25 protein-coding genes and 1 pseudogene are annotated in these 26,349 nt (G+C 73.4%); 15 read left to right on the top strand and 11 right to left on the bottom strand.

Annotated elements, in window-relative coordinates:
* The first annotated feature begins 12 nt into the window (after positions 1 to 12).
* Positions 13 to 573, top strand: a complete 561-nt coding sequence (locus AB0F88_RS31250; protein ID WP_362692119.1) for a GNAT family N-acetyltransferase — start codon at positions 13 to 15, stop codon at positions 571 to 573.
* A 244-nt stretch (positions 574 to 817) separates the two neighbouring features.
* On the opposite strand, the gene chrA is transcribed toward AB0F88_RS31250, so the two are convergent.
* Complete coding sequence (gene chrA, locus AB0F88_RS31245; RefSeq protein ID WP_362692115.1) at positions 818 to 2,008, bottom strand: chromate efflux transporter; 1,191 nt, start codon at positions 2,006 to 2,008, stop codon at positions 818 to 820.
* A gap of 134 nt (positions 2,009 to 2,142) precedes the next feature.
* Between chrA and AB0F88_RS31240 the strand changes: the two genes are divergently transcribed.
* From AB0F88_RS31240 to nhaA, 9 genes are all read left to right on the top strand, one after another.
* On the top strand, positions 2,143 to 2,946 hold the full coding sequence (locus AB0F88_RS31240; protein ID WP_362692112.1) for an ArsR family transcriptional regulator: 804 nt from the start codon (positions 2,143 to 2,145) through the stop codon (positions 2,944 to 2,946).
* Complete coding sequence (locus AB0F88_RS31235) at positions 2,943 to 3,350, top strand: VOC family protein (protein WP_362692109.1); 408 nt, start codon at positions 2,943 to 2,945, stop codon at positions 3,348 to 3,350. The genes AB0F88_RS31240 and AB0F88_RS31235 overlap by 4 nt, the downstream gene beginning before the upstream one ends.
* 195 nt (positions 3,351 to 3,545) lie before the next feature.
* Positions 3,546 to 4,406 carry an SDR family oxidoreductase gene (locus tag AB0F88_RS31230; RefSeq protein WP_362692106.1) on the top strand — a complete coding sequence of 287 codons (861 nt, stop codon included), beginning with the start codon at positions 3,546 to 3,548 and terminating at the stop codon, positions 4,404 to 4,406.
* Positions 4,407 to 4,513: 107 nt separating this feature from the next.
* Positions 4,514 to 6,169: a ribosomal protection-like ABC-F family protein gene (abc-f, locus tag AB0F88_RS31225; protein WP_362692103.1), complete on the top strand. Its 1,656-nt coding sequence runs from the start codon at positions 4,514 to 4,516 to the stop codon at positions 6,167 to 6,169.
* Between the two features lie 284 nt (positions 6,170 to 6,453).
* On the top strand, positions 6,454 to 7,983 hold the full coding sequence (locus AB0F88_RS31220; RefSeq protein WP_362692100.1) for an FAD-dependent monooxygenase: 1,530 nt from the start codon (positions 6,454 to 6,456) through the stop codon (positions 7,981 to 7,983).
* A gap of 120 nt (positions 7,984 to 8,103) precedes the next feature.
* On the top strand, positions 8,104 to 8,454 hold the full coding sequence (locus tag AB0F88_RS31215; protein ID WP_362692097.1) for a DUF952 domain-containing protein: 351 nt from the start codon (positions 8,104 to 8,106) through the stop codon (positions 8,452 to 8,454).
* The gene (locus AB0F88_RS31210; RefSeq protein ID WP_362692095.1) at positions 8,451 to 8,999 is read left to right on the top strand and encodes an NUDIX hydrolase; all 549 of its coding nucleotides are present in this window, start codon (positions 8,451 to 8,453) and stop codon (positions 8,997 to 8,999) included. Before AB0F88_RS31215 ends, AB0F88_RS31210 begins: the two co-directional genes overlap by 4 nt.
* Before the next feature lie 165 nt (positions 9,000 to 9,164).
* Positions 9,165 to 9,434 (top strand): hypothetical protein, encoded by a 270-nt coding sequence (locus AB0F88_RS31205; RefSeq protein ID WP_362692092.1) that lies wholly within the window; start codon positions 9,165 to 9,167, stop codon positions 9,432 to 9,434.
* 422 nt (positions 9,435 to 9,856) lie between these two features.
* The gene (gene nhaA / locus AB0F88_RS31200) at positions 9,857 to 11,755 is read left to right on the top strand and encodes a Na+/H+ antiporter NhaA (protein WP_362692089.1); all 1,899 of its coding nucleotides are present in this window, start codon (positions 9,857 to 9,859) and stop codon (positions 11,753 to 11,755) included.
* Positions 11,756 to 11,922: 167 nt separating this feature from the next.
* Here nhaA and AB0F88_RS31195 read toward each other — a convergent pair whose 3' ends face one another.
* Entirely contained in the window at positions 11,923 to 13,095 is a 1,173-nt protein-coding gene (locus AB0F88_RS31195) for a macrolide family glycosyltransferase (RefSeq protein WP_362692086.1), read from the bottom strand.
* A gap of 42 nt (positions 13,096 to 13,137) precedes the next feature.
* Here AB0F88_RS31195 and AB0F88_RS31190 point away from each other — a divergent pair, with 42 nt between their 5' ends.
* Complete coding sequence (locus AB0F88_RS31190) at positions 13,138 to 13,737, top strand: TetR/AcrR family transcriptional regulator (protein WP_362692083.1); 600 nt, start codon at positions 13,138 to 13,140, stop codon at positions 13,735 to 13,737.
* A gap of 76 nt (positions 13,738 to 13,813) precedes the next feature.
* Here AB0F88_RS31190 and AB0F88_RS31185 read toward each other — a convergent pair whose 3' ends face one another.
* Both AB0F88_RS31185 and AB0F88_RS31180 read right to left on the bottom strand, forming a co-directional pair.
* Positions 13,814 to 14,650, bottom strand: coding sequence for a class I SAM-dependent methyltransferase (locus AB0F88_RS31185; RefSeq protein ID WP_362692689.1), 837 nt, complete (start codon positions 14,648 to 14,650; stop codon positions 13,814 to 13,816).
* A 249-nt stretch (positions 14,651 to 14,899) separates the two neighbouring features.
* The gene (locus AB0F88_RS31180; protein WP_362692080.1) at positions 14,900 to 15,493 is read right to left on the bottom strand and encodes an XRE family transcriptional regulator; all 594 of its coding nucleotides are present in this window, start codon (positions 15,491 to 15,493) and stop codon (positions 14,900 to 14,902) included.
* Positions 15,494 to 15,598: 105 nt separating this feature from the next.
* Between AB0F88_RS31180 and AB0F88_RS31175 the strand changes: the two genes are divergently transcribed.
* The 4 genes from AB0F88_RS31175 (at position 15,599) to trpA (ending at position 20,127) form a co-directional block, all read left to right on the top strand.
* A complete protein-coding gene (locus AB0F88_RS31175; protein WP_362692078.1) occupies positions 15,599 to 16,600 on the top strand; it encodes an NAD(P)/FAD-dependent oxidoreductase in 1,002 nt (333 codons plus the stop codon).
* Positions 16,601 to 16,712: 112 nt separating this feature from the next.
* The gene (locus tag AB0F88_RS31170) at positions 16,713 to 17,813 is read left to right on the top strand and encodes a serine/threonine protein phosphatase (protein WP_362692075.1); all 1,101 of its coding nucleotides are present in this window, start codon (positions 16,713 to 16,715) and stop codon (positions 17,811 to 17,813) included.
* Positions 17,814 to 18,136: 323 nt separating this feature from the next.
* Positions 18,137 to 19,345, top strand: coding sequence for a tryptophan synthase subunit beta (gene trpB, locus AB0F88_RS31165; RefSeq protein WP_362692072.1), 1,209 nt, complete (start codon positions 18,137 to 18,139; stop codon positions 19,343 to 19,345).
* Positions 19,342 to 20,127, top strand: a complete 786-nt coding sequence (trpA, locus tag AB0F88_RS31160; RefSeq protein WP_362692069.1) for a tryptophan synthase subunit alpha — start codon at positions 19,342 to 19,344, stop codon at positions 20,125 to 20,127. Before trpB ends, trpA begins: the two co-directional genes overlap by 4 nt.
* Positions 20,128 to 20,193: 66 nt before the next feature.
* On the opposite strand, the gene AB0F88_RS31155 is transcribed toward trpA, so the two are convergent.
* From AB0F88_RS31155 to AB0F88_RS31125, 7 genes and pseudogenes are all read right to left on the bottom strand, one after another.
* Positions 20,194 to 20,844: a TetR/AcrR family transcriptional regulator C-terminal ligand-binding domain-containing protein gene (locus AB0F88_RS31155; protein ID WP_362692066.1), complete on the bottom strand. Its 651-nt coding sequence runs from the start codon at positions 20,842 to 20,844 to the stop codon at positions 20,194 to 20,196.
* Between the two features lie 205 nt (positions 20,845 to 21,049).
* A pseudogene (locus AB0F88_RS31150) lies at positions 21,050 to 21,250 on the bottom strand (sulfotransferase); the annotation flags it as partial.
* 117 nt (positions 21,251 to 21,367) lie between these two features.
* Positions 21,368 to 22,543, bottom strand: a complete 1,176-nt coding sequence (locus AB0F88_RS31145) for an insulinase family protein (protein ID WP_362692063.1) — start codon at positions 22,541 to 22,543, stop codon at positions 21,368 to 21,370.
* Between the two features lies 1 nt (position 22,544).
* A complete protein-coding gene (locus AB0F88_RS31140; RefSeq protein WP_362692060.1) occupies positions 22,545 to 23,765 on the bottom strand; it encodes a pitrilysin family protein in 1,221 nt (406 codons plus the stop codon).
* The gene (locus AB0F88_RS31135; protein WP_362692057.1) at positions 23,762 to 24,661 is read right to left on the bottom strand and encodes a phosphotransferase; all 900 of its coding nucleotides are present in this window, start codon (positions 24,659 to 24,661) and stop codon (positions 23,762 to 23,764) included. Before AB0F88_RS31135 ends, AB0F88_RS31140 begins: the two co-directional genes overlap by 4 nt.
* On the bottom strand, positions 24,658 to 25,239 hold the full coding sequence (locus AB0F88_RS31130) for a flavoprotein (protein ID WP_362692054.1): 582 nt from the start codon (positions 25,237 to 25,239) through the stop codon (positions 24,658 to 24,660). The genes AB0F88_RS31135 and AB0F88_RS31130 overlap by 4 nt, the downstream gene beginning before the upstream one ends.
* Positions 25,232 to 26,245 carry an LLM class flavin-dependent oxidoreductase gene (locus AB0F88_RS31125; RefSeq protein ID WP_362692051.1) on the bottom strand — a complete coding sequence of 338 codons (1,014 nt, stop codon included), beginning with the start codon at positions 26,243 to 26,245 and terminating at the stop codon, positions 25,232 to 25,234. The genes AB0F88_RS31130 and AB0F88_RS31125 overlap by 8 nt, the downstream gene beginning before the upstream one ends.
* Positions 26,246 to 26,349 lie beyond the last annotated feature (104 nt).

The following is a 26,349-nucleotide window of genomic DNA, read 5'->3' as shown; positions in this document are numbered from 1 at the left end:
TAACCTGGCCCGGTGCTGAAGCCTTCCTACCCCATCCGGACCGACCGCCTGATCCTGCGGCCCTACACCCCGGCCGACCTCGACGGCTTGTACGCCATCCACAGCCTGCCCCAGGTCGCCCGCTACCTGTACTGGGAGCCGCGCGACCTCGAGCAGACCCGCGAGGCGCTGGAAAGAAAGATCGGCGAGACGGCGCTGCTGGAGGAGGGACAGTCCCTCACCCTGGCGGTGGAGCTGGCCGCCACCGGCGAGCTGCTCGGTGACGTCCTCCTCATCTGGCACAGCCGCTCACAGCGCGCCGGCGAGATCGGCTACGTCTTCCACCCCGGCCACCACGGCAGGGGATACGCCACCGAGGCCGCCCGTGTCATGCTGGAACTCGGCTTCGACGGCCTTGGCCTGCACCGCGTCGTCGGCCGCCTGGACGCCCGCAACGAGGCCTCGGCCCGGGTGCTGGAGAAACTCGGCATGCGCCGCGAGGCCCACTTCGTCGACAACGAGATCGTCAAGGGCGAGTGGACCAGCGAGCTCGTCTACGCCGTCCTGCGGCGCGAGTGGCGCGCCCGGTCCTGAACCACCCCCCGCCCGGGCCCCTGTGGACAAGGCAGGGGCCACGCGACCCGGCTTCGCCCCGATGCCGAAGTCCTCGAGCCGCAGGTACGCCCCCCACGCGGGAGGACGCGCCCCGGGCCGCGGCGCCCGGCCGGCGGTCGGGGGCGAGTGGGCGCGGCGTCGTTCAGCGGCGTCGCTCACCGGCGTCGCTCACCGGCGTCGTTCAGGCGGCGTCGCTCACCGGCGTCGGTCATCGGGGAGTCCTTCAGGTCAGCAGGGTGTGGGCCAGGCCGATGGCCGCACCGGCGGCGACGTACCAGGCGTTGTTGAGTTTGGTCCGCCACAGCAGCGCCAAGGTGGCCAGGGCGATCGCGGCGGTGAGGGGATCGACGATCGCGGTCCGGCCGAGCTGGAAGGAGACGCCGGCCATGAGGGCCAGGGCGGCGACGTTGAGGCCGTCGAGCAGGGCGGAGGTCCAGGCGCTGGAGCGGAGCCTGTCGGTGAGCCTGGTGAGCAGGCCGACGAAGACGAAGGACGGCAGGAAGATGGCGACGGTGGCCAGGAACGCTCCGACGGGGCCGGCGACGAGATAGCCGATGAAGGTGGCGGTGGTGAACACCGGGCCCGGGGTGACCTGGCCGATGGAGACGGCGTCGACGAGCTGCGGGCCGGTGATCCAGCCGAGCCGCTCGACGAAGTCGCCGCGCAGGAAGGCCAGCAGCACGTAGCCGCTGCCGTACAGCACGGATCCGATCTTCAGCATGGTGAGGAACAGCTGCGCCAGCTGGCCCCCGGTGGGATCGGGGAAGAGCGGCGAGCCCAGGCCGAGCAACGGCAGCGCGAGCATCCCGTGCGCGGCCTCCCGGTGGCGGCGGAACCCCTGCGCCGCCGCCGCGAGCATCGCGCCGGCGGCCAGCACGAGCAGCTCGTTGACCCCGAGCAGGTAGGCGGCCAGGGCGGCGACGGCCAGCAGCGCGAACCACACGTTCTTGATCACCGTGCGGAGAAGGCCGAACAGGGCGTGGGCGATGATCGCGATCACCGCCGGGACGATGCCGTACAGGATGCCCGCGACGGCGGGCGTCGTCCCGTAGGTGACGTAGGCCCAGGCCAGACCTGTGACGATCAGCGCGGCCGGGAGGATGAAGCAGAGGCCGGCGGCCAGCAGGCCGCGCCAGCGGGCGCGGTCGAAGCCCAGGTGGATGGCCAGCTCGGTGGAGTTGGGGCCGGGGATGAGGTTGGTGGCGCCCATCAGGTCGACGAACCGCTCGTCGCTGACCCAGCCGCGGCGGCGTACCAGCTCGTCACGCATCATCGCGGTGTGCGCGGCCGGGCCGCCGAAGGCGATGGCGCCGAGCTTGAGAAACAGCAGCGCCACCTCCCGCACCGTACGCCAGGACACCTTGCCGTCCTCGGACCCGCCGGCCGGACCGCCGGCGGCCTGTTCGTCTGTCACTGTCGCTCTTTCCCGTGGTCGTGCGGATCACCCGGCGCGAAGGCCCGCATCCAGGCCCGGGCGACGGCCCGCGAGCGGGCCGACCGTCCCCGCCGAGCCGAATGCATCAAATGTGTTTGATGTATTATCACGAGATGGTGACCCAGGCTCAACCCGCCCCGGCCTTCGTGCGGCTGGCCGGCCATCCGCTGCGATGGCGGCTGCTGACCGAGCTGGCCACGAGCGACTACCGGGTGCGCGAGCTGGTGGACCTGGTGGATCACCCGCAGAACCTGGTCTCCTACCACCTGCGGCTGCTGCGCGACGGCGGCCTGGTCACCACGCGGCGCAGCAGCGCCGACGCCCGCGACGGCTACTACCACCTGGACCTGGACCGCTGCGCCCACGCCCTGGCCGCCACCGGCCTCGCGCTGCACCCCGCGCTGGACCCTGCGCTGCACCCCGCGCCGGGCCTCACCCCGGCCCCGCTCCGGCCACCCCGGTCACCCCGGTCACTCCCTGTGCCCGCCCGCCCGCCCGCCGTCCTGTTCGTCTGCACCGGCAACAGCGCCCGCTCGCCGATCGCCGAAGCCCTGCTGCGCCACCGTGGCGGCGGCCACCTCGAGGTCGCCAGCGCGGGCAGCCACCCCCGGCCGAGCCTGCACCCCGACGCCGTCCGGGCCCTGCGCGAGGGCCACGGCATCGACCTCGGGGACCGGCGCCCCCGGCACCTGGACACCCTGGCCGGGCGCCACTTCGACCACGTCGTCAGCCTGTGCGACAAGGTCCGCGAGGTCTGCCCCGACTTCGGCGACCGCTCCCGGCGCATCCACTGGAGCATCCCCGACCCCGCCGCCGAGCAGGCCGGATATCCCGCCTTCGCTCGCATCGTGGCGGAGATCGACACTCGTGTCCGCCACCTGCTCCCCGTCCTCACACCCCGAGAGGCCCCGCCATGACCACACCCGACCAGCTCGCCGCCGTCCGCTACCTCGTCGACGACGTGACCGCGGCCGTCGACTTCTACACCGCCCACCTCGGCTTCACCCTGCGCCTGGACGCCGCGCCCGCCTTCGCCGACGTGGTACGCGGACCGCTGCGGCTCCTGCTGTCCGGACCCGCCAGTTCCGGCGCCCGCGCCACACCCCCGGGCACACCCGCCGGCCGCAACCGCATCCACCTCGTCGTCGACGACCTCGACGCCGAGACCGACCGGCTCCGCGACGCCGGCCTGTCCTTCCACGGCGACGTGGTCGCCGGCCCCGGCGGACGCCAGATCCTGCTCACCGACCCCGCCGGCAACCTCGTCGAACTCTTCGAACCCGCACACGCTCCGGCCGCCGTCACGCCGGCCCGAGCCTGACCGCACGCCGGGTGGCCTCGTTCCGGCGGGTCGTGGTCGATAGGGGCTTGCGCTGTGTCGTCACGCCGTGAACCTGCCACATGAATTAGGCGAGACGATACGTATTGACTCGGTGAAGGGGAACCGGTACCGTCACGGTTCAAGACGATACGGATCGTCTCGTTAAAACACGCGCAACCGATCGGAGCTCCGCATATGCGCACCCCGGACACCGTCTCCTCCCGCATCTGGTTCATCACGGGAGCCGGTCGCGGCCTGGGACGTGCTTTCACCCTCGCCGCGCTGGAGCGCGGCGATCGGGTGGCCGCCGCCGCCCGCACCATCACGCGACAGGACTTCGACGACCGGTACGGAGATCGGCTCCTTGCCCTTCCCCTGGACGTGACCGACCGCGGCGCGGTGTTCACCGCGGTGAACACCGCCGTCGAGCACTTCGGCCGGCTCGACATCGTGGTGAACAACGCCGGGACCATGTCCTCGGGCATGGTCGAGGAGTTCACCGAGGCCGAGGCACGCGCCCAGCTGGAGGTCAACCTCTTCGGGGCGATGTGGGTCTGCCAGGCCGTCCTGCCGCACCTGCGTGCCCAGGCATCCGGCCACATCGTGCAGGTCTCCAGCATCGCCGCCCTGGGCGGCTTCCCGAGCACCGGGATGTACAGCGCGAGCAAGTTCGCGCTGGAGGGCATGAGCGAGGCACTGGCGATGGAGGCCGCGCCGTTCGGCGTCAAGCTCAGCATCGTCCAGCCCGGCGGCTACTGGACCGACCTGTACACCAGCATGACGACGACGTCACCTTCTGCGGAGTACGGCCCACTGCGCGCCGAGCTGGAAAAGCAGTGGGCCGAGGGCTCGATCGACAGCGAGCCGCGTCTGGCCGCCGAGGCGCTGCTGAAGCTGGTCGACAGTGAGGACCCGCCGCTGCGGCTGCTGCTCGGCAGCATGGTCTACGACCTGGCCTTCGACATCTCCCGGCGGCGGATGGAGACCTGGGCCGCCTGGGAGCAGGTCAGCCGCGCCGCCGAACACGCCGTACCCGCCCCCGAAACCGCCGGTTGACCGGCGGACCGGCGTCAACGCCGGCCTTTCCGGCACCGGAACCGCCGAGCCGCCGGCTCCGGCGGCGACCGTCCACGCGGTCATGCCAACCTCAGGAGAACGCTTATATGCGCATCGGTCATCCCTCATCCGACACCCAGCTCGCCCTGTCCGGCGTCACCAAGCGGTATGACGACAAGATCGTGCTCAACGAGGTCTCGCTCACGGTCAGGCCCGGCGAAAAGGTCGGTGTGATCGGTGACAACGGCTCCGGGAAGTCGACCCTGCTGCGCCTGCTCGCCGGACGGAGCAGGCCCGACAACGGCTCTGTCACCGTCGCGGCGCCCGGTGGCGTCGGCTACCTGGCCCAGACCCTGGATCTGCCCGGAACCGCCCTCGTCGGCGACGCCATCGATCTCGCCCTGGCCGACCTGCGCGACCTGGAGCTTCGGATCCGGCAGGCCGAGCTCGGCCTGGGGGATGCCACGCCCGCCGAACTGACCCGCTACGGCGACCTGGTCGCCCGGTTCGAGGCCCGCGAGGGATACCGGGCCGACACCCGGGTCGAGATCATGCTGAACGCGCTCGGCCTGCCCGGACTGGACCGCGACCGCCCGCTGGGCCGTCTGTCGGGCGGGCAGCGGTCCCGGCTCGCGCTGGCCGCGACCCTGGCCGCGGCTCCCGAGGTGCTGCTCCTCGACGAACCCACCAATGATCTCGACGACCAGGCCGTCGCCTGGCTGGAGGACCACCTGCGAGATCACCGGGGAACCCTGATCGCGGTCACCCACGACCGGCTTTTCCTGGAGCGGGTCACCTCCACCATCGTGGAGGTGGACGACGATCTGCGCACCGTGCACCGTTACGGCAACGGCTACACCGGATTCCTGCAGGCCAAGGCGGCGGCCAGGGCGCGCCGGGCGCGAGAGCACCAGGAGTGGCGCGTCGAGGTGACCCGCCAGGAAGGGCTGGCCGACTCCCACGCGAAACGGCTGGCCGCCATCCCGCGCAAGGCGCCGGCCGCCTTCAGCGGGGCGGGCGCGTTCCGCGCCAGATCGCGGGCGCACGGGGCGATGAGCAGGGTCCGCGGCGCCCGTGAACGGCTGCGACGTCTCCACCTGGACCGGGTTCCGCCGCCTCCGGCGCCTCTGCGGTTCACCGCGCACGTCAGCGCCGCCGGCGCCGGCGTTGACGGCCCCCTCGTGGAGTTGACGGAGGTGCGGGTCGGCGAGCGCCTGTACGTCGAGTCGCTGCGCATCCAACCGGGAGCACGGCTGCTGGTCACCGGCCCCAACGGAGCGGGCAAGACCACGCTCCTGCGCGTCCTGACCGGGGAACTCACCCCCGACACCGGCACGGTCCGCCGGGTGCCCCGGGTGGGCCATCTGCGTCAGCAGGACGGCCTGGTGCACGGCGGGGGCACGGTCCTGGAGGCGTTCGCGGCGGGGCGACCGGGAGATCCGGCCGAGCACGCCGATGCGCTGCTCGCGCTCGGACTGTTCCGCGCCGCCCATCTCGCCTCGCCGGTCAAGGCTCTGTCTCCCGGCCTGCGCCGCAGGCTCGAACTCGCCCGCATGGTCAGCGAACCGGCCGACCTGCTGCTCCTGGACGAACCCACCAACCATCTGTCCCCGGACCTGATCGACGACGTGGAGAACGCTCTGGCCGGTTACGAGGGTGCGCTCGTCATCGTCACCCACGACCGGCGCATGCGGGCCGCCTTCACCGGCTCCCACCTGGAGCTCAAGGCGGGCAGGGTGACGCCGCCGTACGTGACCGTGTGACCACGGCGAGCCCGCCCGTCGCTCGCCGGCGCCTCCTCGCCGACCGTGACGGCGACGGCGACTCTCACGCCGTCACCCGACGGTTCCTCGTACGGGCCTCCGTGGCCGGCGTGCCCGAAACCCGCTGTACCTTCACTCATGATCCGAGGCGGACGCCTGGGATCGAACGACACGATTGGAAGACCCTCGACATGAGGCATGACGATCCCACCCCGACCACGCCGGGCCGGTATCACGAGGTGGACAAGCCTGGACGCGACGAGAGCCCGCGAGAGGAGCGGCCGATGACGGACGCCGATGTGGTCATCGTGGGCGCCGGCCCGGCCGGTCTCATGCTGGCCGCCGAACTGTGCCTGGCCGGGGTGCGACCGCTGGTGCTGGAGCGTCAGCCCCACCGCCGGGACACCCCCAAGGCCGGGGGCCTGGGCGGGCAGATCCTTGAGCTGCTGCGCTACCGAGGCCTGCTGGAACGCTTCGAGGCGGCCTGCACCGGCCCTGTCCCGGCGCCCAGGTTCCCGTTCGGCGGCGTGCATCTGGACTTCACCCGGCTGGCCGACCCCCCGCTGCACGCCCTGCCGCTGCCGCAGCAGCCGCTCGAGCGGCTGCTCGAGGAACGCGCCGGCGAAGTCGGTGTCGACCTGCGCCGCGGCCATGAGGTGACCGGGGTGAGCCAGGACGACGCCGCGGTGACCGTGGACGTGCGCGGCCCCGACGGGCCGTACCAGGTGATCGCCCGCTACCTCGTGGGATGCGACGGAGCACGCAGCCGGGTCCGTGACCGGGCGGGCATCGGCTTCCCCGGCACCACCTATCCGGAGGTCAACCGGCTGGCCCAGGTCACCCTGCCCGACGCGGTGACCGTGCTCGGCGACGGCGGCCTCGACGTCCCCGGCTTCGGCACGATCCGGCCGGGTTTCACCCGGACCGACCACGGCCTCTTCGGCATCGGAGCATCGCCCGGCTCCCAGGCCGTCTCGCTCTACACCATCGAGGACGAGAGCGCCGAGTACGACGACGACGCCCCGATGACCGTGTCCGAGCTCCAGGACAGCATCCGCCGGGTGCTCGGCGTGCGGCTGCCGGTGGGAGAGGCGCTCCGGTTGTCGCGGTTCACCTTCAAGGCCCGCCAGGCCGACCGCTACCGCCACGGCCGGATCCTGCTGGCCGGTGACGCGGCGCATCTGTTCCCCGCCACCGGGGTGGCGCTCAACGCGGGCATGCTGGACGCGGTCAACCTGGCCTGGAAGCTGGCCGCCGACCTGCACGGCTGGGCGCCGGCCGGCCTGCTGGACACCTACCACGGCGAGCGCCACCTCGCCGGCGCCCGCACCATGGTGCACACCCGCGCGCAGGTGGCCCTGCGGCGCGGGCACGACGCGGCCGCCGAAGCGCTGCGGGAGGTGTTCCAGGAGTTGCTCGCCGACGAGCAGCCGTTGCGCCGGATGGGCGCGCTGGTCGCCGGCAGCGACATCCGCTACCCGATGCCCGGCCCCGGCCACCACCCGCTGGCCGGCACCTTCGCCCCCGACCTCACCCTGCACACCGACCAGGGCATCACCGGCGTCGCCGAACTCATGCGCCCCGCACGGCCCATCCTCCTCGTCCTCGCCGACCGTCCCGACCTGTGCCGAGCCGCCGAGGCCTGGCGCCACCGGGTCGACATCCACACCGCCAAAACCGATCAGCGGCCGGCAGACGCCCTGCTGATCCGCCCGGACGCCCACATCGCCTGGGCCGCGACCGTCGACGAACCCGCCGACACCGCCGCGCACGCGCTGCGCGAAGCGCTCACCGGCTGGTTCGGCACCCCCTGAACGCCGATCACGATCCGCGGTCACCGGAGACACCTCGTCTCCGGTGACGCGGATCCGGGTGGGGCCGCCCAGGACGTCCCCGGTTGAACAACGGGCGCGGGCAGGGCAGCATGTCATCCGATGACCATTCTGCATCTCGCCCTGGCCTCCGACTGGGACGCCGCCCGGCGGGCGGGGGAGTACCGCGTCTCCACGATCGGCCGCACCCTCGACGACGTCGGCTTCATCCACGCCTGCGCCGACCACGAGCAGCTGCGCGGCGTCGTGGAGCGCTTCTACCGCGACGTCACCGACCCCCTGGTGCTGCTGAGCGTCGACCCCGCCGGGCTCGACGTCCGCATGGAGGAGGTGCCCGGTGACTCGCCCGAGGCGTTCCCGCACATCTACGGGCCGCTGCCGGTCACCGCGGTGACCGCCGTCCAGCCGTTCACCCCGCCCGGCCCCGGCCCGCTCAGTAGGCTCCGCGCATGACCGACGTATCCGGACCGACGATCCGCACCCTCGGCTCCATGGTCGTCTACACCAACCCGTGGATCAGCGTGCGCGAGGACCGCATCGAGCGCCCCGACGGCTCCCACGGCATCTACGGCGTCGTGGACGTGCCGGACTTCGCCATCGTCATGCCCATGGAGAACGACGGGTTCCACCTGGTGGAGGAGTACCGCTACCCGGTGGGGCGCCGCACCTGGAACTTCCCCCAGGGCGGGGTGAAGGACAGCCCCTCACCCCTGTTCACCGCCCATGCCGAGCTGACCCAGGAGACCGGCCTGCGAGCCACCTCGATGACCCACCTGGGACGCCTGGACAACGCGCACGGCACGACGGGCCAGAACTTCGACATCTTCCTCGCCACCGGCCTGACCGCCGGCGCCCACGAGCGCGAGCACACCGAACAGGACATGCGCCAGGACTGGGTGTCGCGAGCCGAGTTCGAGCGGATGATCCGGAACGGTGCCATCACCGACAGCAACTCGATCGCCGCCTACGCCATGCTCCTGCTGCGCGGGGCGGCCTGAGCGACCTGCCCGGCCTGAGCGACCTATCCGGCCTGAGCGACCGGCTCGGCCGTCCCGGAGGCGGAAAAACCCGATCGAGCATGGCCTGCAGGAGATCACCGCATCTGTACCGAATGTGGTGATAACATCCCCCGTTCGGCGGCTTCGCGGCGGTACGCTCAGCCCATGTCGAACCCGATCGTCATCCTCCTCCTGACGGCGGTCGTCCTGGCGGCGGTCATCGCCCTGATCGTCTTCGCGGTACGGGCGGCACAACGCCCCAGAAACGCCCTGGTCGGCGGGGGAATCGGCCCCGAACTCGTCGAACGGCTCCTGGAACTCAAGGCCTCCGACCAGTTCGACCAGGCCGTCTTCCTGGTTCGTGGCGAGACCGGCATGAGCCACCGCGCCGCCGCCCGCTTCGTCAGGAAACTCAGGTCATCACCCCCGCCCTGATCTCCCGCCCTGATCTCTCGCCCTGATCCCCTACCCCCGCCTCCGTCCCGGGCGGGCGCCGGCCGAAGCGCCCACCGCGCCCACCCGGCCCGCTCGGCTCCCGCTTCCGCTCGACTCCCGCTTCCGCTCGACTCCCGGCTCGGTCCGGCTCGGTCCGCCCCGGCGAGAACCGCCGGGGCGGACCCTTGGGTACCCTGGGGGCCACCTCGGCGGTGACGTCGGCGGTGATGTCGGCGACGCTCACGGCACGGGCAGGGCGGCGCGGCACCCGAACACGAGAACGCCGGCGCGAGAGCGCCACCCCCCGCCCACAGGCCACGGACGGCACGAACCGGCCGGGCGACACGTGATCCACCGGTCCGCGCGACGCGAGACCGCCAGGCACGGGGGGAGACCACAATGCGCCCGACGAGAGCCGGACGATGACGGCCCCCCGCCAGGAGGGCACCCCGCCGCCCGCGCGGACCGTGTGGGCGCAGACCTCCACCACCCCGCTGCGCGACTTCCTGCGCACCGAGACCGGCAGTGCCGTCATCCTTCTCGCCGCGACGCTGACCGCCCTGGCCTGGGCCAACGTCGCCCCCCTCGCCTACGAGCGGTTCTGGCGCATCCCGCTGGCCGTCACCCTCGGGGACTCGGGCGTCTCCCAGGACCTGCGCCAGTGGGTCAACACCGGCCTGATGACGTTCTTCTTCTTCGTCGTGGGGCTCGAAGCGCGCCGGGAGTTCGACATGGGGGAGCTGCGCGACCGCAGACGGCTCGCCCTGCCCCTCGCCGCCGGCGCCGGCGGCATGATCGTCCCCGTCGCGATCTACCTCGGTCTCAACGCGGGCACCCCTGCCGTCCACGGCTGGGGCGCCGCCATGTCCACCGACACCGCGTTCGCCCTCGGCATGCTCGCCCTGTTCGGATCCCGCCTGCCCTCCCGGCTGCGCACCTACCTGCTCACCGTCACCGTCGTCGACGACCTGCTCGCCCTCGCGGTCATCGCGATCTTCTACAGCGAGCACGTCACGCCGGTGCCGCTGCTGGCCGCGGCGGCCGTCTTCGCGGTGATCCTGGCCGTGCGCGCCACCGGCGTACGCCACGGGTTCGTCTACGCCCTGCTGGGCGCCGCGGCATGGGTGGCGTTGCTGCGCTCCGGCGTCGAACCGGTCATCATCGGCCTGGCGATGGGACTGCTGACCTACGCCTCCCCGGCCTCCCGCGGCGACCTGGAACGCGCCACCGACCTGTTCCGCCTCTTTCGCGAGCAGCCGACCCCCGAACTGGCCCGCTCGGCCCAGGGAGGCCTCACCTCGGCGATCTCGCCCAACGAACGACTGCAACAGCTCTACCACCCCTGGACGAGCTATGTCGTCGTCCCCCTGTTCGCCCTGGCGAACGCCGGGATAACCCTCAGCGGCGACTTCCTGGCGCGAGCCCTCGTCTCCCCGATCACCCTGGGCATCCTGCTGGCCTACACGGTCGGCAAGCCCGTCGGGATCATCGTCTCCTCCTGGCTGGTCACCCTGCTCGGCCGCGGCCGCGTCCGCCCGCCGGTCGGCTGGGCCGCCGTGACGGCCGGCGGCGCGATCGCCGGTATCGGCTTCACCGTCTCCCTGCTGATCGCCACCCTCGCCTTCGACGGCCCTCAGCTCCAGGAGGCCAAGTTCGGCATCCTCGCCGCGGCGGTGTGCGCGCCCGTCGTCACCTGGGCCGTCTCCCGCGCGACCGCGATGCTCCCGGTACGGCTGCGCGTCCGCGCCCTGCTGGGCACCGCCGAGACCATCGTCGACCTGGACGCTCCCGTCGACCCCGGCCGCGACCACCTTCGCGGCCCCGCCGACGCGCCGGTGACCGTCGTCGAGTACGGCGACTTCGAGTGCCCCTACTGCGGCCAGGCCGAACCGGTCGTGCGCCGCATCCTGGCCGATCTCGGCGACGTCCGCTACGTCTGGAGGCACCTGCCGCTCACCGACGTCCACCCCTTCGCCCAGCTCGCCGCGCAGGCCGCCGAGGCCGCCGCCGCGCAGGGAGCGTTCTGGCAGATGCACGACCGCCTGCTCGCTCACCAGGACCGCCTGCGTCCCTCCGACCTCATCGGCCACGCCCGCGACCTCGGCCTCGACGTCGAGCGCTTCCGCGCCGACCTCCACGACCCCGCGGTCGCCGCCCGGATCGCCGCCGACGTCGACTCCGCCGACGTCAGCGGCGTGTCCGGCACGCCGACGTTCTTCATCAACGGGCGGCGCCACCACGGCGCCTTCGATCTCGACGGCCTCTCCTCGGCCATCCGGTCGGCCCGGGCCCGGGCCGCTCTGGACCCGTCGCAGCGATAGGAACGATCCCCCGGCCGGGCGCTCGAACTCGTGCGCGGTGAACTCGTGCACGGTGAAACGGCCACCACCCGTTCGTCCTGCCCGGTCCGTGCGGCGTGCGTCGGCGGGGCACGGCGCCGGGGGCACGGTTTCGGGGGCGCGGTTTCGGGGTGGTTCACGGGGCCGCGTCAGCGGCGGCCGAGGATCTTCTCCACCGCGTCGGCCGCCGCCGGAGCCCCGCCCGCGGCGGCCATCTCCTGCCGCATCCACGCCAGCCGCTCGCGGACGTGCTCGTCTCCGGCCACCTCCTCCACGGCCCGCCACAGCGCCTCGGGGGTGACCTCGCCCGGCGCCAGCACCCTGCCGAGGCCCAGTCCGGCGATGCGGTCGGCGTTGGCCCGCTGCTCGGCCATCTGCGGCACCGCCACCATCGGCACCCCGAAGTGCAGGCTCTCCATCGTGCCGCCCATCCCGGCGTGCGTGACGAATGCCCGCGCGTGGCGCAGCACGGCCGGCTGCGGCGCGTGCCGGTGCACCTCCACGTTGGGCGGCACCGGTCCCAGCGTCCCGGGGTCCACCTCGCCCACGGCCAGCACGACCTGCCAGGGCCGGCCCGCCGCCGCGCGCAGCACGGTGCGGTAGAAGTCGGGCCGGTCGTTGTAGGCGGTGCCCAGCGAGACCAGCGCCACCGGGAGATCGCCGGAGGGTTTCCAGTCGCCCTGGTAGGAGCGCTCGGCGATGGCCGGGCCGACGAAGGCGTACCGGTCGGTGAAGGTCTCACCGGCGTACTGGAAGGCGCGTGGCAGCATCACCAGCCTGAGCGCGGCGTCGTCGCCCCGCATGAACGCCTGCATGTCGCGGAACCCCTGCGCCCGCAGGAAGCGGCCCAGCCGGACGGCCATGAGCAGGAAGCGCGGGCTCAGCGGGTTGAACCTCGTGTACTCGGTGGCCATCGACCAGTGCTCGTTGCCGACCAGGTTGGGCCAGGTCTCCACCGCGGGCACCCGCCACCGCCCGGCCAGGATCCGGCCCCACCAGCACAGCGGCCCGTCGTACATCACCAGGTCGGGGTGTGGGCCGTCGCTCAGCTGCGGGAGCATCGCTCTCGTCTCCTCGAGCAGCAGGACCATGGCGCGGGCGAGTTCCTTGCCGTGCATCTGCGGCGTGTCGATGTCGTCGCGTCCCTCCCAGGTGGAGGTGACCGGCACGACCTCGGCGCCGGTCTCGGCGACGCGCTCGGCGTATGCCGCGGTGGTGGCGTAGGTGACCCGGTGGCCGCGCCGTACGAGCTCGGCGGCGAGACCCAGCGTGGGGTTGACGTGTCCGGCGGCGGCGGGGGCGAAGAACGCTATGGTTGCCATACCGATGTATTATAATACGTACGTATGGAAAAAGGGGGGGGCATGCCGAAGCAGGTCGATCACGACGAACGGCGCCGGCACATCGCCGAGGCCGTGCTGCGCGTCGCGGGCCGCCACGGGCTGGATCGCGCCACGCTGCGCGACGTCGCCGTCGAGGCGGGCATCTCGCTCGGAGCCGTGCAGCACTACTTCCGCAGCAAGGACGAGCTGCTCCGGCATGTGATCGACTACACGGGCGAGCGGGTCACCGGACGGATCACGGCCGGACTCGGCGACCTCGGCGAGACCGTCTCCGCGCGGGCCGTCCTGCGGGTGATGGCCGCCGAGATGCTGCCGCTGGACGCCCGCCGCCAGGCCGAACGCCGCGTCGTCCAGGCGTTCGGCGTCCGCGCCGCGGACGCCCCCCACCTGGCCGAGCCCCTGCGGGAGGGGTACCACTGGCTGCACGAGCGGGTCGCCGAACTGATCGGCCAGGCCCAGCGGGCCGGCGAGCTGTGGCCCGAACTGGACGCCGAACGCGAGTCGATCGCGCTGCTCGCCATGATCGAGGGCCTGGCCTTCGACATCCTGCTCGGCGTGCGCGATCCCGACCAGGCCATGGCGAGCGTGCACTACCACCTGGACCGGCTGGCGGTCCGATAGCTCTCCCGGCCGGGCGGCCTGCGCGCCGCGGCACTCGCGGGCGGCGGGTGTCCAGGCCCACCGGGGCGGGTGAGGATCAGGTGGCGCGGTCCGGCCGGCCGGCGGGGTGAGCGGACCGTTCCTGTCGTCGCGCCGCCCACACGGTGCGTTCGGTGCGCACCGTCAGGTCGTCCCTGCGCAGGATGCCGTGAGGGCCGTCGGTGTCGAGCAACCGGTCGAGAGCGCCGAGGTCCTCGGCGTGGAGCAACGGGGCGACGGCGGTGCGTATGCGCCGGAGGCCGTTCAGCGCGTAGCGGCCGACCGCCTCGGAGTGCGGCGGCTCCAGGTTCACGGTGATCGTGCGTTCGCCCTCGACGGTGAAGCCGGCGGCGGCCAGCCGGGGGCCCCAGTCGGCGCCGCGGTGCGGCATCTGCTCGGCATGCCGATCGGCGAGCGCGGCGTGGCAGCGCTCCTCGAGGCCGGGCCGGTCCTTGGGGGCGTCCTCCGGCAGGAACCGCGGGAAGCCGGACAGCTCGACGACGGCGAGCAGCCCGCCCGGCGCGAGCGCGTCATGCACCTGGCGCAGGGTGCGGTCGGGATCGGCCATGTGATGCAACGAGGCCGACGCCCAGACCAGTTCGGGCGCGCCGAGCTCGGGCCACGCCCCGTCGAGGTCGGCCTCCACGGCGTGGACCCGGCCGGCCAGGCCCTGCGACGCCGCCTTGTCGCGCAGGCGGCGCAGATGGTGGGGCGAGGCGTCGACGGCGATCACCTCGGCCTCGGGGAAGCGCCTCAGCAGCGCGAAGGTGCCCGCCCCGGTACCGGACCCCAGATCCACGATCCGCCGGGGGGCGGCCGCGACGGGCAGCCACGCGACGATGGACGCGATGTGGTCGGCGAGCACCTCCGCGTCCAGGTCGAGCAGCTGGGCCATCTCGCCCTCGGTGTCGTGCTCTCCTCCGTGCCGGTGATCGGACCGGGCGTCGTGGTGATGGTGGTGCGCCGTGTGCGGGGCTGTGGATGTCATGGCGACCACGCTAGAAGCGTCATGCGCCGCAGGCGTGCAATCTTGCCGACAAGGCAAGACGATGACCTGCCGGGCCGCGTGGCGCGCAAGCGGCGTGACGGGCCGGTTTCCGGACGCGGGCCCTCCGGCGGGGGAGGAGCGGCCGTGAGGGACCGATCACCGCGGTGGGCGGCCGGCCTCGGAGGTGTCCTCGCGGGTCTGGTGACCGCGGCGGGCGTCGCGGTCGAAGATCCCGAGGACCTCGGCCGGGCCGCCGACGGCGCCGATGGCGTGCGGGAGCATCGTGGGAAACTCCGCGGCCTGGTTGGTCTCCACGCGAAAGCGGCGGTTGCCCAGCAGCAGGACCACGGTGCCGGACAGGACGACGAGCCATTCCCGGCCCGGGTGGGCGCGCAGGCGCGAGGGGTTGTCCGGCGGCGGGTCCACCACGCGCTGGCGGATGACGGTGACGCCGGGGTCCGCGCGCACCGTCCAGCGCATCTGCTGATGGGCCGCGTCGTGCACCGGGCTGCTGACGACATCCTCGGTGGCCGTCTCGACCAGCTGGTCGATGGAGGTGTCCAGGGCGCGAGCGAGCGTGACGAGCTGGTCCAGAGCGAGGCGGCGCTGACCGTTCTCGATCCGGCTGAGCGTGGAGGGACTGAGCCTGGCCCGGGCGGCCAGATCGTCCAGGGACCAGCCCTGCGCCAGGCGCAGAGCACGGATCCGCTTGCGCACCAGGCTGTCGAGCTCACCATCATCTTGCGTCATAGGCAAAATTGTATGCGCAAATCGCAAAGCGTGCTTAGTGTCGTCGCCACAGGGGCCCTGCCCGGGGTCCTGCGGACTGCGAGAAAGGCCATGCTCATGCCTCTCATGACCACCGAGTACGCAACCGGCAAGCCGCCTGGTGAGACCGTCGACGCCGTGGTGATCGGCGGCGGCGCCGCCGGGCTGAACGGCGCGCTGATGCTCGCCCGCTCCCGTCGCTCGGTCACCGTGGTCGACGGCGGCACGCCCCGCAACGCGCCCGCGGAGGGCGTGCACGGCCTGCTCGGCCTGGACGGCATCTCGCCGGCGGAGCTGCTGCGCGCCGGCCGCGAGGACGTGAGGCGCTACGGCGGGCGGATCCTGTCCGGCGAGGTGACCGCCGCCGCCCCTGCCGCCCCCTCCGCCGGGAACGACCCCCGCTTCACCGTCACTCTGGCCGGCGGCGGCGTCCTGCACGCGCGACGGCTGCTGGTCGCCACCGGGCTGCGCGACCAGCTGCCCGACGTCCCGGGACTGGCCCGGCACTGGGGGAGCGGCGTGGTGCACTGCCCGTACTGCCACGGCTGGGAGGTGCGCGACGAACCCATCGGGATCCTGGCCGTGGGTCCGGCCTCCGTCCACCAGGCGCTGCTGTTTCGGCAGCTGACCGGCGACCTGGTGTACTTCACCCACGGCACCGGCCTGGACGAGGACACCCGCGCGCGTTTCGCCGCCCGCGCCGTCCGCGTCGTGGACACCCCGGTGGCCGAGGTCGAGTCCACCGGGAACGGCATCACGGGCGTACGGCTGGCCGACGGGCGGATCGTGCCCCGCCGCGTGATCGCGGTGGCCACCACCATGCGGGCCCGCACCGACGGCATCACCGGCCTGGCCCTGCCGATGGAGGAGCCGCCCCACGGCATGGGCCGCCGCTTCGTCACCGGTCCCGCGGGAAGCACCTCCGTGCCGGGCGTGTGGGTGGCGGGCAACGCCGCCGACCTGTTCGCGCAGGTCGGCGCCGCGGCCGCGGCCGGTGCCCTGGCCGGCGCGCACATCAACGCCGACCTGGCGGCCGCCGACACCGACGCGGCCCTCGCCTCCTCGCGCCCGGGCGCCACCGTCGCGTGAGCACGCCCGGCGCGCCGGCCGCCGGCGCCGGCCGGCGGGCACGGGGCACGCACCCCGGGCAGGTGCCGTGTAGCGTCTCACCAGAGGCTTCGATCATGAGAGGTGCCGGGTGGTGAGGCTGCCGGACGCACGGCCGGACATGTCCCAGGCCGGGCGTGTCGGCAGGTACGGCGAGGTGGCGAGCGCGCTGGCGCTGCGCAGTGACCGGCAACTCGCCGCGTCGCTGGAGCGGGCGCAGGTCATGGGCTCGGGGATCGGCGGCAGCTCGGTGCTGCTGGACGTCGCCGGCGTACCGGTCTTCACCAAGCGGGTACCGCTGACCGATGTGGAACGCCACGCCGGCAACGTGATGTCGACGGCGAACCTGTTCGGGGTGCCCGCGTTCTGCCAGTACGGGCTTGTCGAGATCGGCGGGCCGGGCTTCGGCGCGTGGCGCGAGCTAGCGGCCAACGTCATGACGACCAGTTGGGTCCTGGCCGGGCGCACCGCGGCCTTTCCGCTGCTGTACCACTGGCGGGTGCTGCCGGGAGCGCCGCCACCCGGTGACGAGCACGCCGACGTCGAGGCGGTCGTGCGGTACTGGGACGGATCTCCGGCGGTACGGGATCGTCTCCACGCCCTCGCCCGCGCCTCGGCCGGCATCGTGCTGTTTCAGGAATTCATCCCGCACAACCTCGACGACTGGCTCGCCGCCCGGCTCGCGGCCGGCCAGGAGGCCGCGATAGCGGCGAGCGCCATGGTCGAGTCGTGCCTGCTCACCGACGTGGCCTTCATGAACGGCCAGGAGCTGATGCACTTCGACGGCCACTTCGGCAACATCCTCACCGACGGTGAGCGCCTGTACATCGCCGATCTCGGGCTGGCGACCTCCCGCCGGTTCGACCTGTCCGGGCAGGAGATCGAATTCCTGGAGCGCAACCGGACCCACGACATCGGGTACGCGCTGATGCGGCTGGTCAACTGGCTCGTCACCAACGTCTGCGGAGTGGCCGAGCCGCGAGAGGGCGGGCCGGCACGACGCGACGACTACATCCGCGCGTGCGCCGCCGGCGCGGAACCCGCCGGTGCTCCACCGGCCGCCGCAGCGGTGATCCGCCGGTACGCGCCCGTGGCGGCGGCCATGAACGACTTCTACTGGGACCTGTTCGGTGTCGATCGGGCGACGCCCTACCCGGGCGAGAAGGTCGAACGTGCCCTGAGCGCATTGCGCTGATCTTCGGGAAACCGGCGTTCCAGGCAGCCGGGCCGCCGCGAGGGCGGTTTCACCTCGCCGCACGACGGCCCCGGCACCCCCCGGGTGGCGGGCCGGTGCCGCACGTCTTCGCCGCGCCGGCCGGGCCCACTCCCCGCGAGCACGCCGGAGGCCGGCCCGAACGGCGGGATTCTCCACGACTTCGAGGTGGGTTCGCCGGATTTTTCGCGTTTACCGCCGGCCCTTCGGAACCCGGGGTTCGCCGATCGGCAGTCTTGGGCTACAGTTCTAGAACTTAAGAGACTGTTCTATAACTGTAGGAGGGAAGGACGATCATGGGTGAGATGTCCCGGTCCGGTCGGCGGGGCGTCGCGGCGCCCGCCGCCGCCCGCGCGATGAGCGACCCCGGCGCCACCGGCCGCTTCGGAACCTACGGCGGCCGGTACGTGCCGGAGTCGCTGATCCCGGCCTGCCACGAGATCGAGGCGGCCTTCCGCGAGGCCTGGAGCGACCCCGACTTCCGCGGCAGGCTCGACACCCTGCTCACGCTCTACGCCGGCCGCCCCACCCCGCTGACCCCCGCCTGGCGGCTGTCCCGCGAGCTCGGCGTCACCGTGCTCCTCAAACGCGAGGACCTCGCGCACACCGGCTCACACAAGATCAACAACGTGATCGGCCAGGCACTGCTCGCCCACCGGATGGGCAGAAAACGGCTGCTGGCCGAGACCGGCGCGGGCCAGCACGGCGTCGCCACGGCCACCGCCGCCGCGCTCCTGGGCCTGGAGGCGACCGTGTTCATGGGCGAGCGCGACATCGAACGGCAGGAGCTCAACGTCCTGCGGATGAACGTGCTGGGCGCGGAGGTCGTACCGGTCACCACCGGCAGCCGCACCCTCAAGGACGCCTGCAACGAGGCGATGCGGCACTGGGTGTCGTCGGTGGACGACTCCCACTACTGCGTCGGGTCGGTGATGGGCCCGCATCCCTATCCGTGGATGGTGCGCGAGTTCCAGCGGGTGATCGGCGAGGAGGCCCGCGCCCAGTGCGCCGCCGAACTCCCCGTCGGCGTGCCCGACTACGTGGTCGCCTGCGTCGGCGGCGGCTCCAACGCCGCGGGCACGTTCGCCGGCTTCGTCGGCACCACCGCCCGGCTCGTCGGGGTCGAGGCCGAGGGCGGCGCGGCGGCGACCTTCGGCAGGGCCGGGGTGCTGCACGGCTTCCGCTCGCTGGTCCTCCAGGACGAGGACGGCCAGGTGACGGAGGCCCATTCGGTCGCGGCCGGCCTCGACTATCCGGGGATCGGCCCCGAGCACGCCCATCTGCGCGACGCGGGGCGTGCCCGCTACGAGACCGTGAACGACGAGGAGGTCGTCAAGGCGCTGCTGTGCCTGGCCCGCACCGAGGGGATCCTGGCCGCGCTGGAGTCCTCGCACGCCGTGGCCTGGGTGATCCGGGCCGCCAGGTCCGGCGAGATCGCGCCGGGGTCGACCGTGATGCTGACCCTCTCCGGCAGGGGAGACAAGGACATCGCCTCCATCAAGGAGCTGCTGTGACCGGATCCCTGGAAGAGTTCCTGATCGCACGCCGTGGCACGGGGCGCCCCCTGCTGGTGCCCTACGTCACCGCCGGGGTCACCCCGGGGTGGACGGACGTCGTCCACGCCTACGCCGGAGCCGGAGCCGACGCCGTCGAGCTGGGCTTCCCCTTCTCCGACCCCATGCTGGACGGCGTCACGATCCAGGAGGCCTCCGACCGGGCGATCGCGGCCGGGACCACGGTCAGGGGGATCCTCGAGGAGGTCGCGACGCTCGACGTCGACGTGCCGCTCGTCGCGATGACCTACAGCAATCTGGTGGTGCAGCAGAGCGCCGGGGAGTTCTGCGCGGCGCTCACCGCGAGCGGGCTGCGCGGGCTGATCGTGCCCGACTCACCCCTGGAGGAGGTCGGGGAGCTGGCGGACGCCGCGGCGGCCGAGGGCCTGGATCTCGCGCTGCTCGCCGCCCCGTCCTCCTCCCGGGCCAGACTGCGCGAGATCGCCGGGCGCAGCCGGGGCTTCGTCTACGCCCTGACCCGCATGGGCATCACCGGCGAGCGCGGCGAGGTCCCCGAGCGGGCCGCCCGGCTCGGCCGCGAGCTCAAGGGACTCACCGACCGGCCGGTCCTGTTCGGTTTCGGGGTCTCCAGCCCGGCGCAGGCCGCCGAGCTGGCCGGTCATGCCGACGGCGTCGTGGTCGCCTCGGCGCTGATGCGCAAGCTCCTCGACGGCGCCCGGCCGCGCGAGCTGGGAGAGTACGTGGCGAGCATCCGGCGCGCCCTCGACCGGGGGGCCGGGTGAGCGGTACGCCCCGCCACGGGCCTGTCGCCGCACCGGGTCTCCCGGCGCCGACCCGAGACCGGATCTCTAGCGCCGATCTCCCCGCCCGTCCTCCTCGTCGGATGAGGCGGACAAAGGGGACGAGGCGATGCCGCCCAGCAGGTTGGCGACCAGGGCCTCGGCGAACTCCTCGGTCAACGGCTGGTCAGGGATGAGAAGCCGGTGGTAGCAGGCGCCCCACAGCTGGTCGACGACCACCTCGGGATCCAGGCCCGGACGCAGCTGACCGCGCCGCCCGGCCCTCTCCAGGGCCTGTACGGCCAGAGCCCGGCGCGGGCCCGAGTAGTGCTCGCGGTAGACCACCGCCAGATCGGGATCGGTCTGGGCCTGGCCGATGAGCTGCGGCACGACGGTCCCGGCCCGGGTGTCGCGCATCAGGCGTACGAACGCCTTCAGCTGTGCGGTGAGATCGGCGGCGATGTCGCCGCTGTCGGGAAAGGCCAGGACGGGGCCGACCACGCCGAAGTAGCCCTCCAGGGCCAACGCCCCCTTGGAGGGCCACCACTTGTGCAGCGTGACCCGGCTCGCGCCCGCCAGGGCGGCGACCTTCTCGACGGTGAAACCGGCCATGCCCTCGGCCAGCAGGAGCTCACCGGCCGCCCGCAGGACCTCCCGGCGCACCTGGTCGGCCGGGCGGCGCCCGCGCCCGCGTCGGGCGGGCGGGCTGGGGTGCGTCACGGTCCACCTCCCGGGAAGCGCGCACGCGGCGCGACCACATATATGTACAGAGTGTATATAGTTGTGCGGGGGAACCGCCCGCGAGCACCGTACCGACACGCCCGACCGGGTGACGACCGGAAAGCGGCGACGTGGCCGCCGGCCGGGGAACGCGCACGGCGCCGCCGCGGATGAGCGGCGATCAGCTCTCATCCGGCCCGGAGCGGGCCCGACCGCTTCGCCGCAGCAGCATGGCGGCGAGGTTCGCCCGGGCGTTCCTGTCGAAGTCCGCGCTGTCGTTGACCCGCGGAAACGGCCGCTCGATCACCTCCTTCATGTGGTGACACGGCCCGTACCCCAGCCGCTCCAGAGCCGTCTTGAGCGAGAGCGTTCCCGTACGGCCGAAACCAGCCCCGATGACCTGCATGATCTTTGCCATTTCCCCCGGAGACCGCGCGGCGACTACAGGGGAAATGTCTCATCATCGCCGGAGACCGGCGAGGAGCCCCGCCGGTCACAGGGACAGCGGCCACAAGGACAGCGGTCACAAGGACAGAGGGGAGGCGAGCGTGCCGGGGTCGGCGGCGACCAGGCCGGAGAAGCGCCCGGGCGCGAAGAAGTCCTTCGCCGCCGCCACCACGTCGCGAGACGACACGGCCGCCAGGCGGCGGGGGAAGTCGAGCAGCCACAGCGGGTCCCTGCCCTTGGCCGCCATGTCGGCGAGGGCGGAGGCGAAGGCCGCACGCGGGGCCAGGCGGGTGGCCATGGAGCCGAGCGCGTAGGCCCGGGCGGAGTCGATCTCCCGCTCGGTGGGAGGGTGCGTGCGCATCCGGCGCAGCTCGGCGGCCAGCACCTCGAGCGCGGCGCCGGTGGTGGCCGCCGCCGTGTCGGCCTCGACGGCCAGCAGCGCGCTGCCGGGGTGGGTGTCGAAGAAGGTCGTGACGCCGTACACGTAGCCCTTGTCCTCGCGCAGGCTCCTTGACAGCCGGGAGGACAGGTAGCCGCCCAGCACGTTGAGGGCCAGGAAGAGGGCCGGATAGCGCGGGTGCTCGACCGTCACCGCCTGCGCGCGCAGGCGGACGCGCGACTGCGGCGCGCCGGGCCGCGGCAGCAGCGCGAGCCGGCCGCCCTCGACGGGGGGAAGCGGCGGCAGGGGCGGGGCGGGGCGCGGGGGTGCCGGCCAGCCGGCGAGCGCCTCGCCGACGGCGTCGGCCAGGCTTTCGGGGTCGTCCCGGCCCAGGATCACCAGGACGGCGCCTGACGGGTCCAAGGGCCGCTCCGGCCACCGCCCGACGTCCTCCTCGCTCACCTGGAAGGCCACCGGGTGAGTGCCGAACAGGTGCCGCGCCAGCTCGTGCCTGACCGTGATGTCGGGGTGCGCGCGCACCATCTTCAGCTGGGCGGCCAGCTGCCCGCGCGCCGGCTCCGCCTCGGCCTCGCCGGGCACCGCCCGCACCACCTGCGCCAGCGCCGCCGCCAGCGACCGCGGCTCGGGGCCGTGGGCGGTGACGGTCATCTGGTGGACGTCGGCCGCCGCGTCGAGCTCCACGTCCGACTCCACGTCCTCGCGCCGCGACAGGCAGGCCGCCAGCAGCATGGACGAGGCCAGGTCGCCCCGGGCCGGGCAGGGCCGGGGCAGGTGCAGGCGCGCCTCGACCAGGGGGGTGACGCCGTGGCGCAGGGCCAGCACCCGCAGGCCGTTGGCGAGCGTACGGTCCACGTCATTCCTCCTTCGGGCGGACGGTGAGCAGCGCGCGCGAGTCCGGGCGCAGGCCGCGCGCCGCGGCCGCCACGTCCGAGGCGCTCACCCCGGCGTAGATCTCCGGCAGCCGCACGGCGCGCGAGGCGTCGCCGAACAGCAGCTCGAAGCGTCCCAGCAGGCGCACCCGGTTGGCGATGCGGTCCATGGACCGGTGATGGGAGGTGAGCCAGGAGCTGCGGCAGCGCCGCAGCTCCTGCTCGCGGGGCCCGTCGCCGGCCAGTGCCTCCAGTTCGGCGTCCACGGCGGCCAGCACCCGCTCGGCGGGCACCTCTTTCGGGTGCACCGCGGTGAGCACCCACATGTCGGGGTCTCGGGCGTCGAGGAAGTCGAACAGCCCGACACGCGCGGAGAAAGTGATGGTGTGCCCCGTCTCGCGGCGCAGGCGTTCGCGCAGCCGCGGCCTGCCGCCCCCGGTGAGCAGGCCCGCCAGGGCCGACAGCGCGACGTGGGCGCCGGATGCCGGGTCGGGCACCCGGTGGCCGGCGGCGAGGGCCGGCAGCGGCGCGAGCCGGTCGAGGTAGGAGGCCTGCCGCGGCCCGGCCGGCGGCTCCCACCAGGAGACGGGCGCGGGGACGGGCCTGGCGGGGATCTGCCCGAAGACGCGTGCGACGACCTCCAGCACCGCCTCCGCCGAGACGTCCCCCGACACCGTGACCACGGCGTTGGCCGGGCTGTAGTGGCGTTCGAAGAAGGCCTCGCAGTCATGGAGGGTGACGCGGCGCAGGGACTCGTGGTCGCCGTACCCGTCGTGGGCGTTGGCGGCGTCGCGAAACAGCACCGGCGACAGCCTGGGCCAGGGAAAGCCGCCGTACGGTTTGCGGAGCTTGCCCAGGATCTCCTCACGCACCACCGAGGTCTGTGCCCGCACGGCCCGCTCGGTGATCTTCGGGGCGCGCATGCGGGCGGCCTCCAGGGCCAGCACCCGGTCGAGGGCCTCGGCCGGGACGACGGTGTAGAAGTCGGTGTAGTCCTGCCGGGTCGAGGCGTTGCAGAACCCTCCGATGCCCTCCACCTGCTGGAAGTGCCCCTCGAACATCAGGTGCTCGAACAGGTGGGCGAGGCCGGGAAAGCCCTCGCCCCGGAAGCCGACGCCGTAGTGGACGGCGACGGCGGCCACCGGCGCGGAGCGCTCCTCCTCCACGACCACCCGCAGGCCGTTGCCCAGTGTCAGGCGCCTCATCTCCGGATCAACCTCCCGGCCCGCGCCGCGTCGATCACGTCGGCGACGATCCTGAGGTAGTCCGGCAGGATGCCGTGCCATTTGACGTACGCGGCGAAGTCGTGCACGTGGCTCAGGAAGCGCACCGTCGCGGCCCTGCCCACGGCGGCCAGGTCCAGGGGGGCGCCGTACCCCTTCAGCACGCGGCCGATGAGGGCGTCGTGGTCGAGGGTGGCGCGCCCGAACCGGCCGGCCAGCTCGCGAAACTCCACCAGTTCCCCGATGAGCCAGCCCACGTCGGACTCCGGCGCGCCGGCGCTCAGGTCCTCCCCGGTCAGCAGGGCGCCGTCACGCTCCGCCGTCAGGGGCAGCAGGGTGCCCAGGCTGGGGGCGCCGTGCAGCAGCACTCGCGGCCGCGCCGGCGCGCACCACGCCGCGACCGCGGCGCTGCGGCCGGGGCCGAGGATGTCGGCCGCGTGCCGGTGCAGCCGCGGCGCGGCGCCGGGCCCGTCCCCGTCCAGCAGCCACGACAGCAGCCGCCGCGGGCCCTCGGGGGCCGGCAGGCCGCCCTGCGGGGCTGGCGTGCCGTGCAGCCGGGCGAGGGCCGCGCCGGTCTGCGCCAGGGTGTCGGCGATCCGGGCCGTGCCCGACGCGCCCCGCAGGAAGACGCCCGCCAGCGAGCCGGCCTGATCGGTCCGGTAGCTCACGCCGGCACCGTCGCCCCGCTCGGGCAGCGCGAGCCTGACCGGTCCTGCGGGCAGCGCCCGGACGGCCGCGAGCACGGCGGCGCCGGGCATGCGCATCGCGTCGCGGCGCTCGGGCCCGGGCCGCCGGGTCCACAGGTAGTCGCCCTCGCCGTGCCGGACGATCGTGGTGTGCAGGAAGCCGGTGCCGAACGACTCGACGATCTCGCTCATCGCTCCTCCCGCTCGCGCCGTCGCTCCAGCTGTTCGATCAGGGCGGACAGGGGGGCGGCCGCCAGGGCGTCGCGCTCCCTGGTGTGGGTGCTCAGCGTGGGCACGGGGTCGGCGACCACGACGTTGGGCCGGTCCTTGAGCGCCGCGAGGTTGCGCCGGTAGGCGTAGGAGCCGGCCGCGCCGGGCGGCAGGGCGGGCGCGATCCCGATCAGCGCCGACGTGCACTGCAGCGCCAGCAGGGCGGGCGTGTCGCCGCAGCCGCCGGCGAACCGGCTCAAAAAGTGGTAGGTCGCCGGGTAGACCAGGACGGTGTCGGGCCAGCTCGCGTACTCCACGTGCGGCGAGCCCGGCTCCGGGTCCTGCGGCCAGACGTCGAGCGGCACGTCCCTGCCGGTGATGGCCGCGACCGACTGCCGGGTCACGAAGCGCTCGGCGCTTCGGGTCAGCACCACCCGGACCTCCAGCCGCGGGTAGCCGTGCCGCAGCCAGTTGAGCCAGTACGGCAGGAAGGCGGCGCCGAGCGATCCGGTGGCGAGCACGAGCAGGCGCTCGGCGCCGAAGGGCGGCGCGCTAGTCATCGGCGTCTGCTCTCTCGGTGTCTGCTCTCTTGATGCCGGCTCTCTCGGTGTCGGCCAGCGCGTCGAGGATCTGCTCGGCGTCGGCCAGCGCGGCCTTGTACCCCTCGGTCCGCATCACCCCCGCCGGGTTGAGAACGATCTCCTCGACGCCCGCCTCGCGGTAGCCGCGCAGGCGCTCGGCGACCTCCTGCGCCGTGCCGTACACGTAGACCCCCGCCTCCACCAGGGCGGCGGCGCCCGCGCGCGGGTCGGCCGGATCGGCGCTCACCCCGGCCCGCCTGAGCATGTCGGTGTAGTGCGGCGCCCGCAGGTGGTGTCCGGCCCCGGCTTCCGCGAGCCTGCGCGGGTCGCGGCCGGCGTCGGCCAGCGCCACGTGCACGACGGCCGCGACGCGAGGCGGCGCGCCGCGGTGCGCCGCGCCCTCGGCCAGGGCGGGCACCAGCGTGTCGCGCACGTAGGCGGGCGGCGTCATCCAGGTGATGGCCACGTCCGCGACGGCGCCGGCCTTGCGTGCCATGCCGGGGCGCAGCACGCCCAGGCCCACCTCGACGGGGGCGTGCCTCATCGGGGGCAGCCCGCCGCCGCCGGCGGCGTACGCCTCGCGGGAGGTGGGGGGGATCTCGCCGTCGAGGAGGGCGCGCAGCGCCCGGGCGTAGTCGGCCGCGGCCGTCGCGGGCCTGTCGTAGGGCGCGCCGCGCAGCGCCTTGACCAGCTCCGCGGTGGCGGCGCCGTACCCGGCGACGACCGGCCTGCCGGTGAGCACCGCCAGGCTGCGCGCCTGGGCCGCCGCCTCCAGCGGATGGCGCAGCGGCATCAGCGTCACCCCCAGCCCGGACGCCACCTTGATCCCCCGGCCCGCCAGGTAGGCGATCGTCTGGTGGGACTCGGCCATCACCGATTGCCCCAGCCAGAGCCGGCCGGCCAGGCCGCTTCTCACCAGTTCCCCGAAGGGCACGACCACATCGGGATGCGCGGGCTGGAGCGGGAACAGCAGTGCGGGAGCCATGAACCCTCCTAGGTGTGTGTGCCCGCTGCACTTCCTTTTCGGCAGCCCGGCGGGTGCCGGTTGCCTGGTCGTCGGCCTCGCGCTCGACGCCTGCGGGCTGTGGT

It is taken from the genome of Streptosporangium sp. NPDC023963, from assembly GCF_040639135.1.
In the GTDB taxonomy this organism is placed as follows: domain Bacteria; phylum Actinomycetota; class Actinomycetes; order Streptosporangiales; family Streptosporangiaceae; genus Streptosporangium.
The sequence above is the reverse complement of the archived record's forward strand: the minus strand, read 5'-3'. Positions and strand labels throughout refer to the sequence as shown.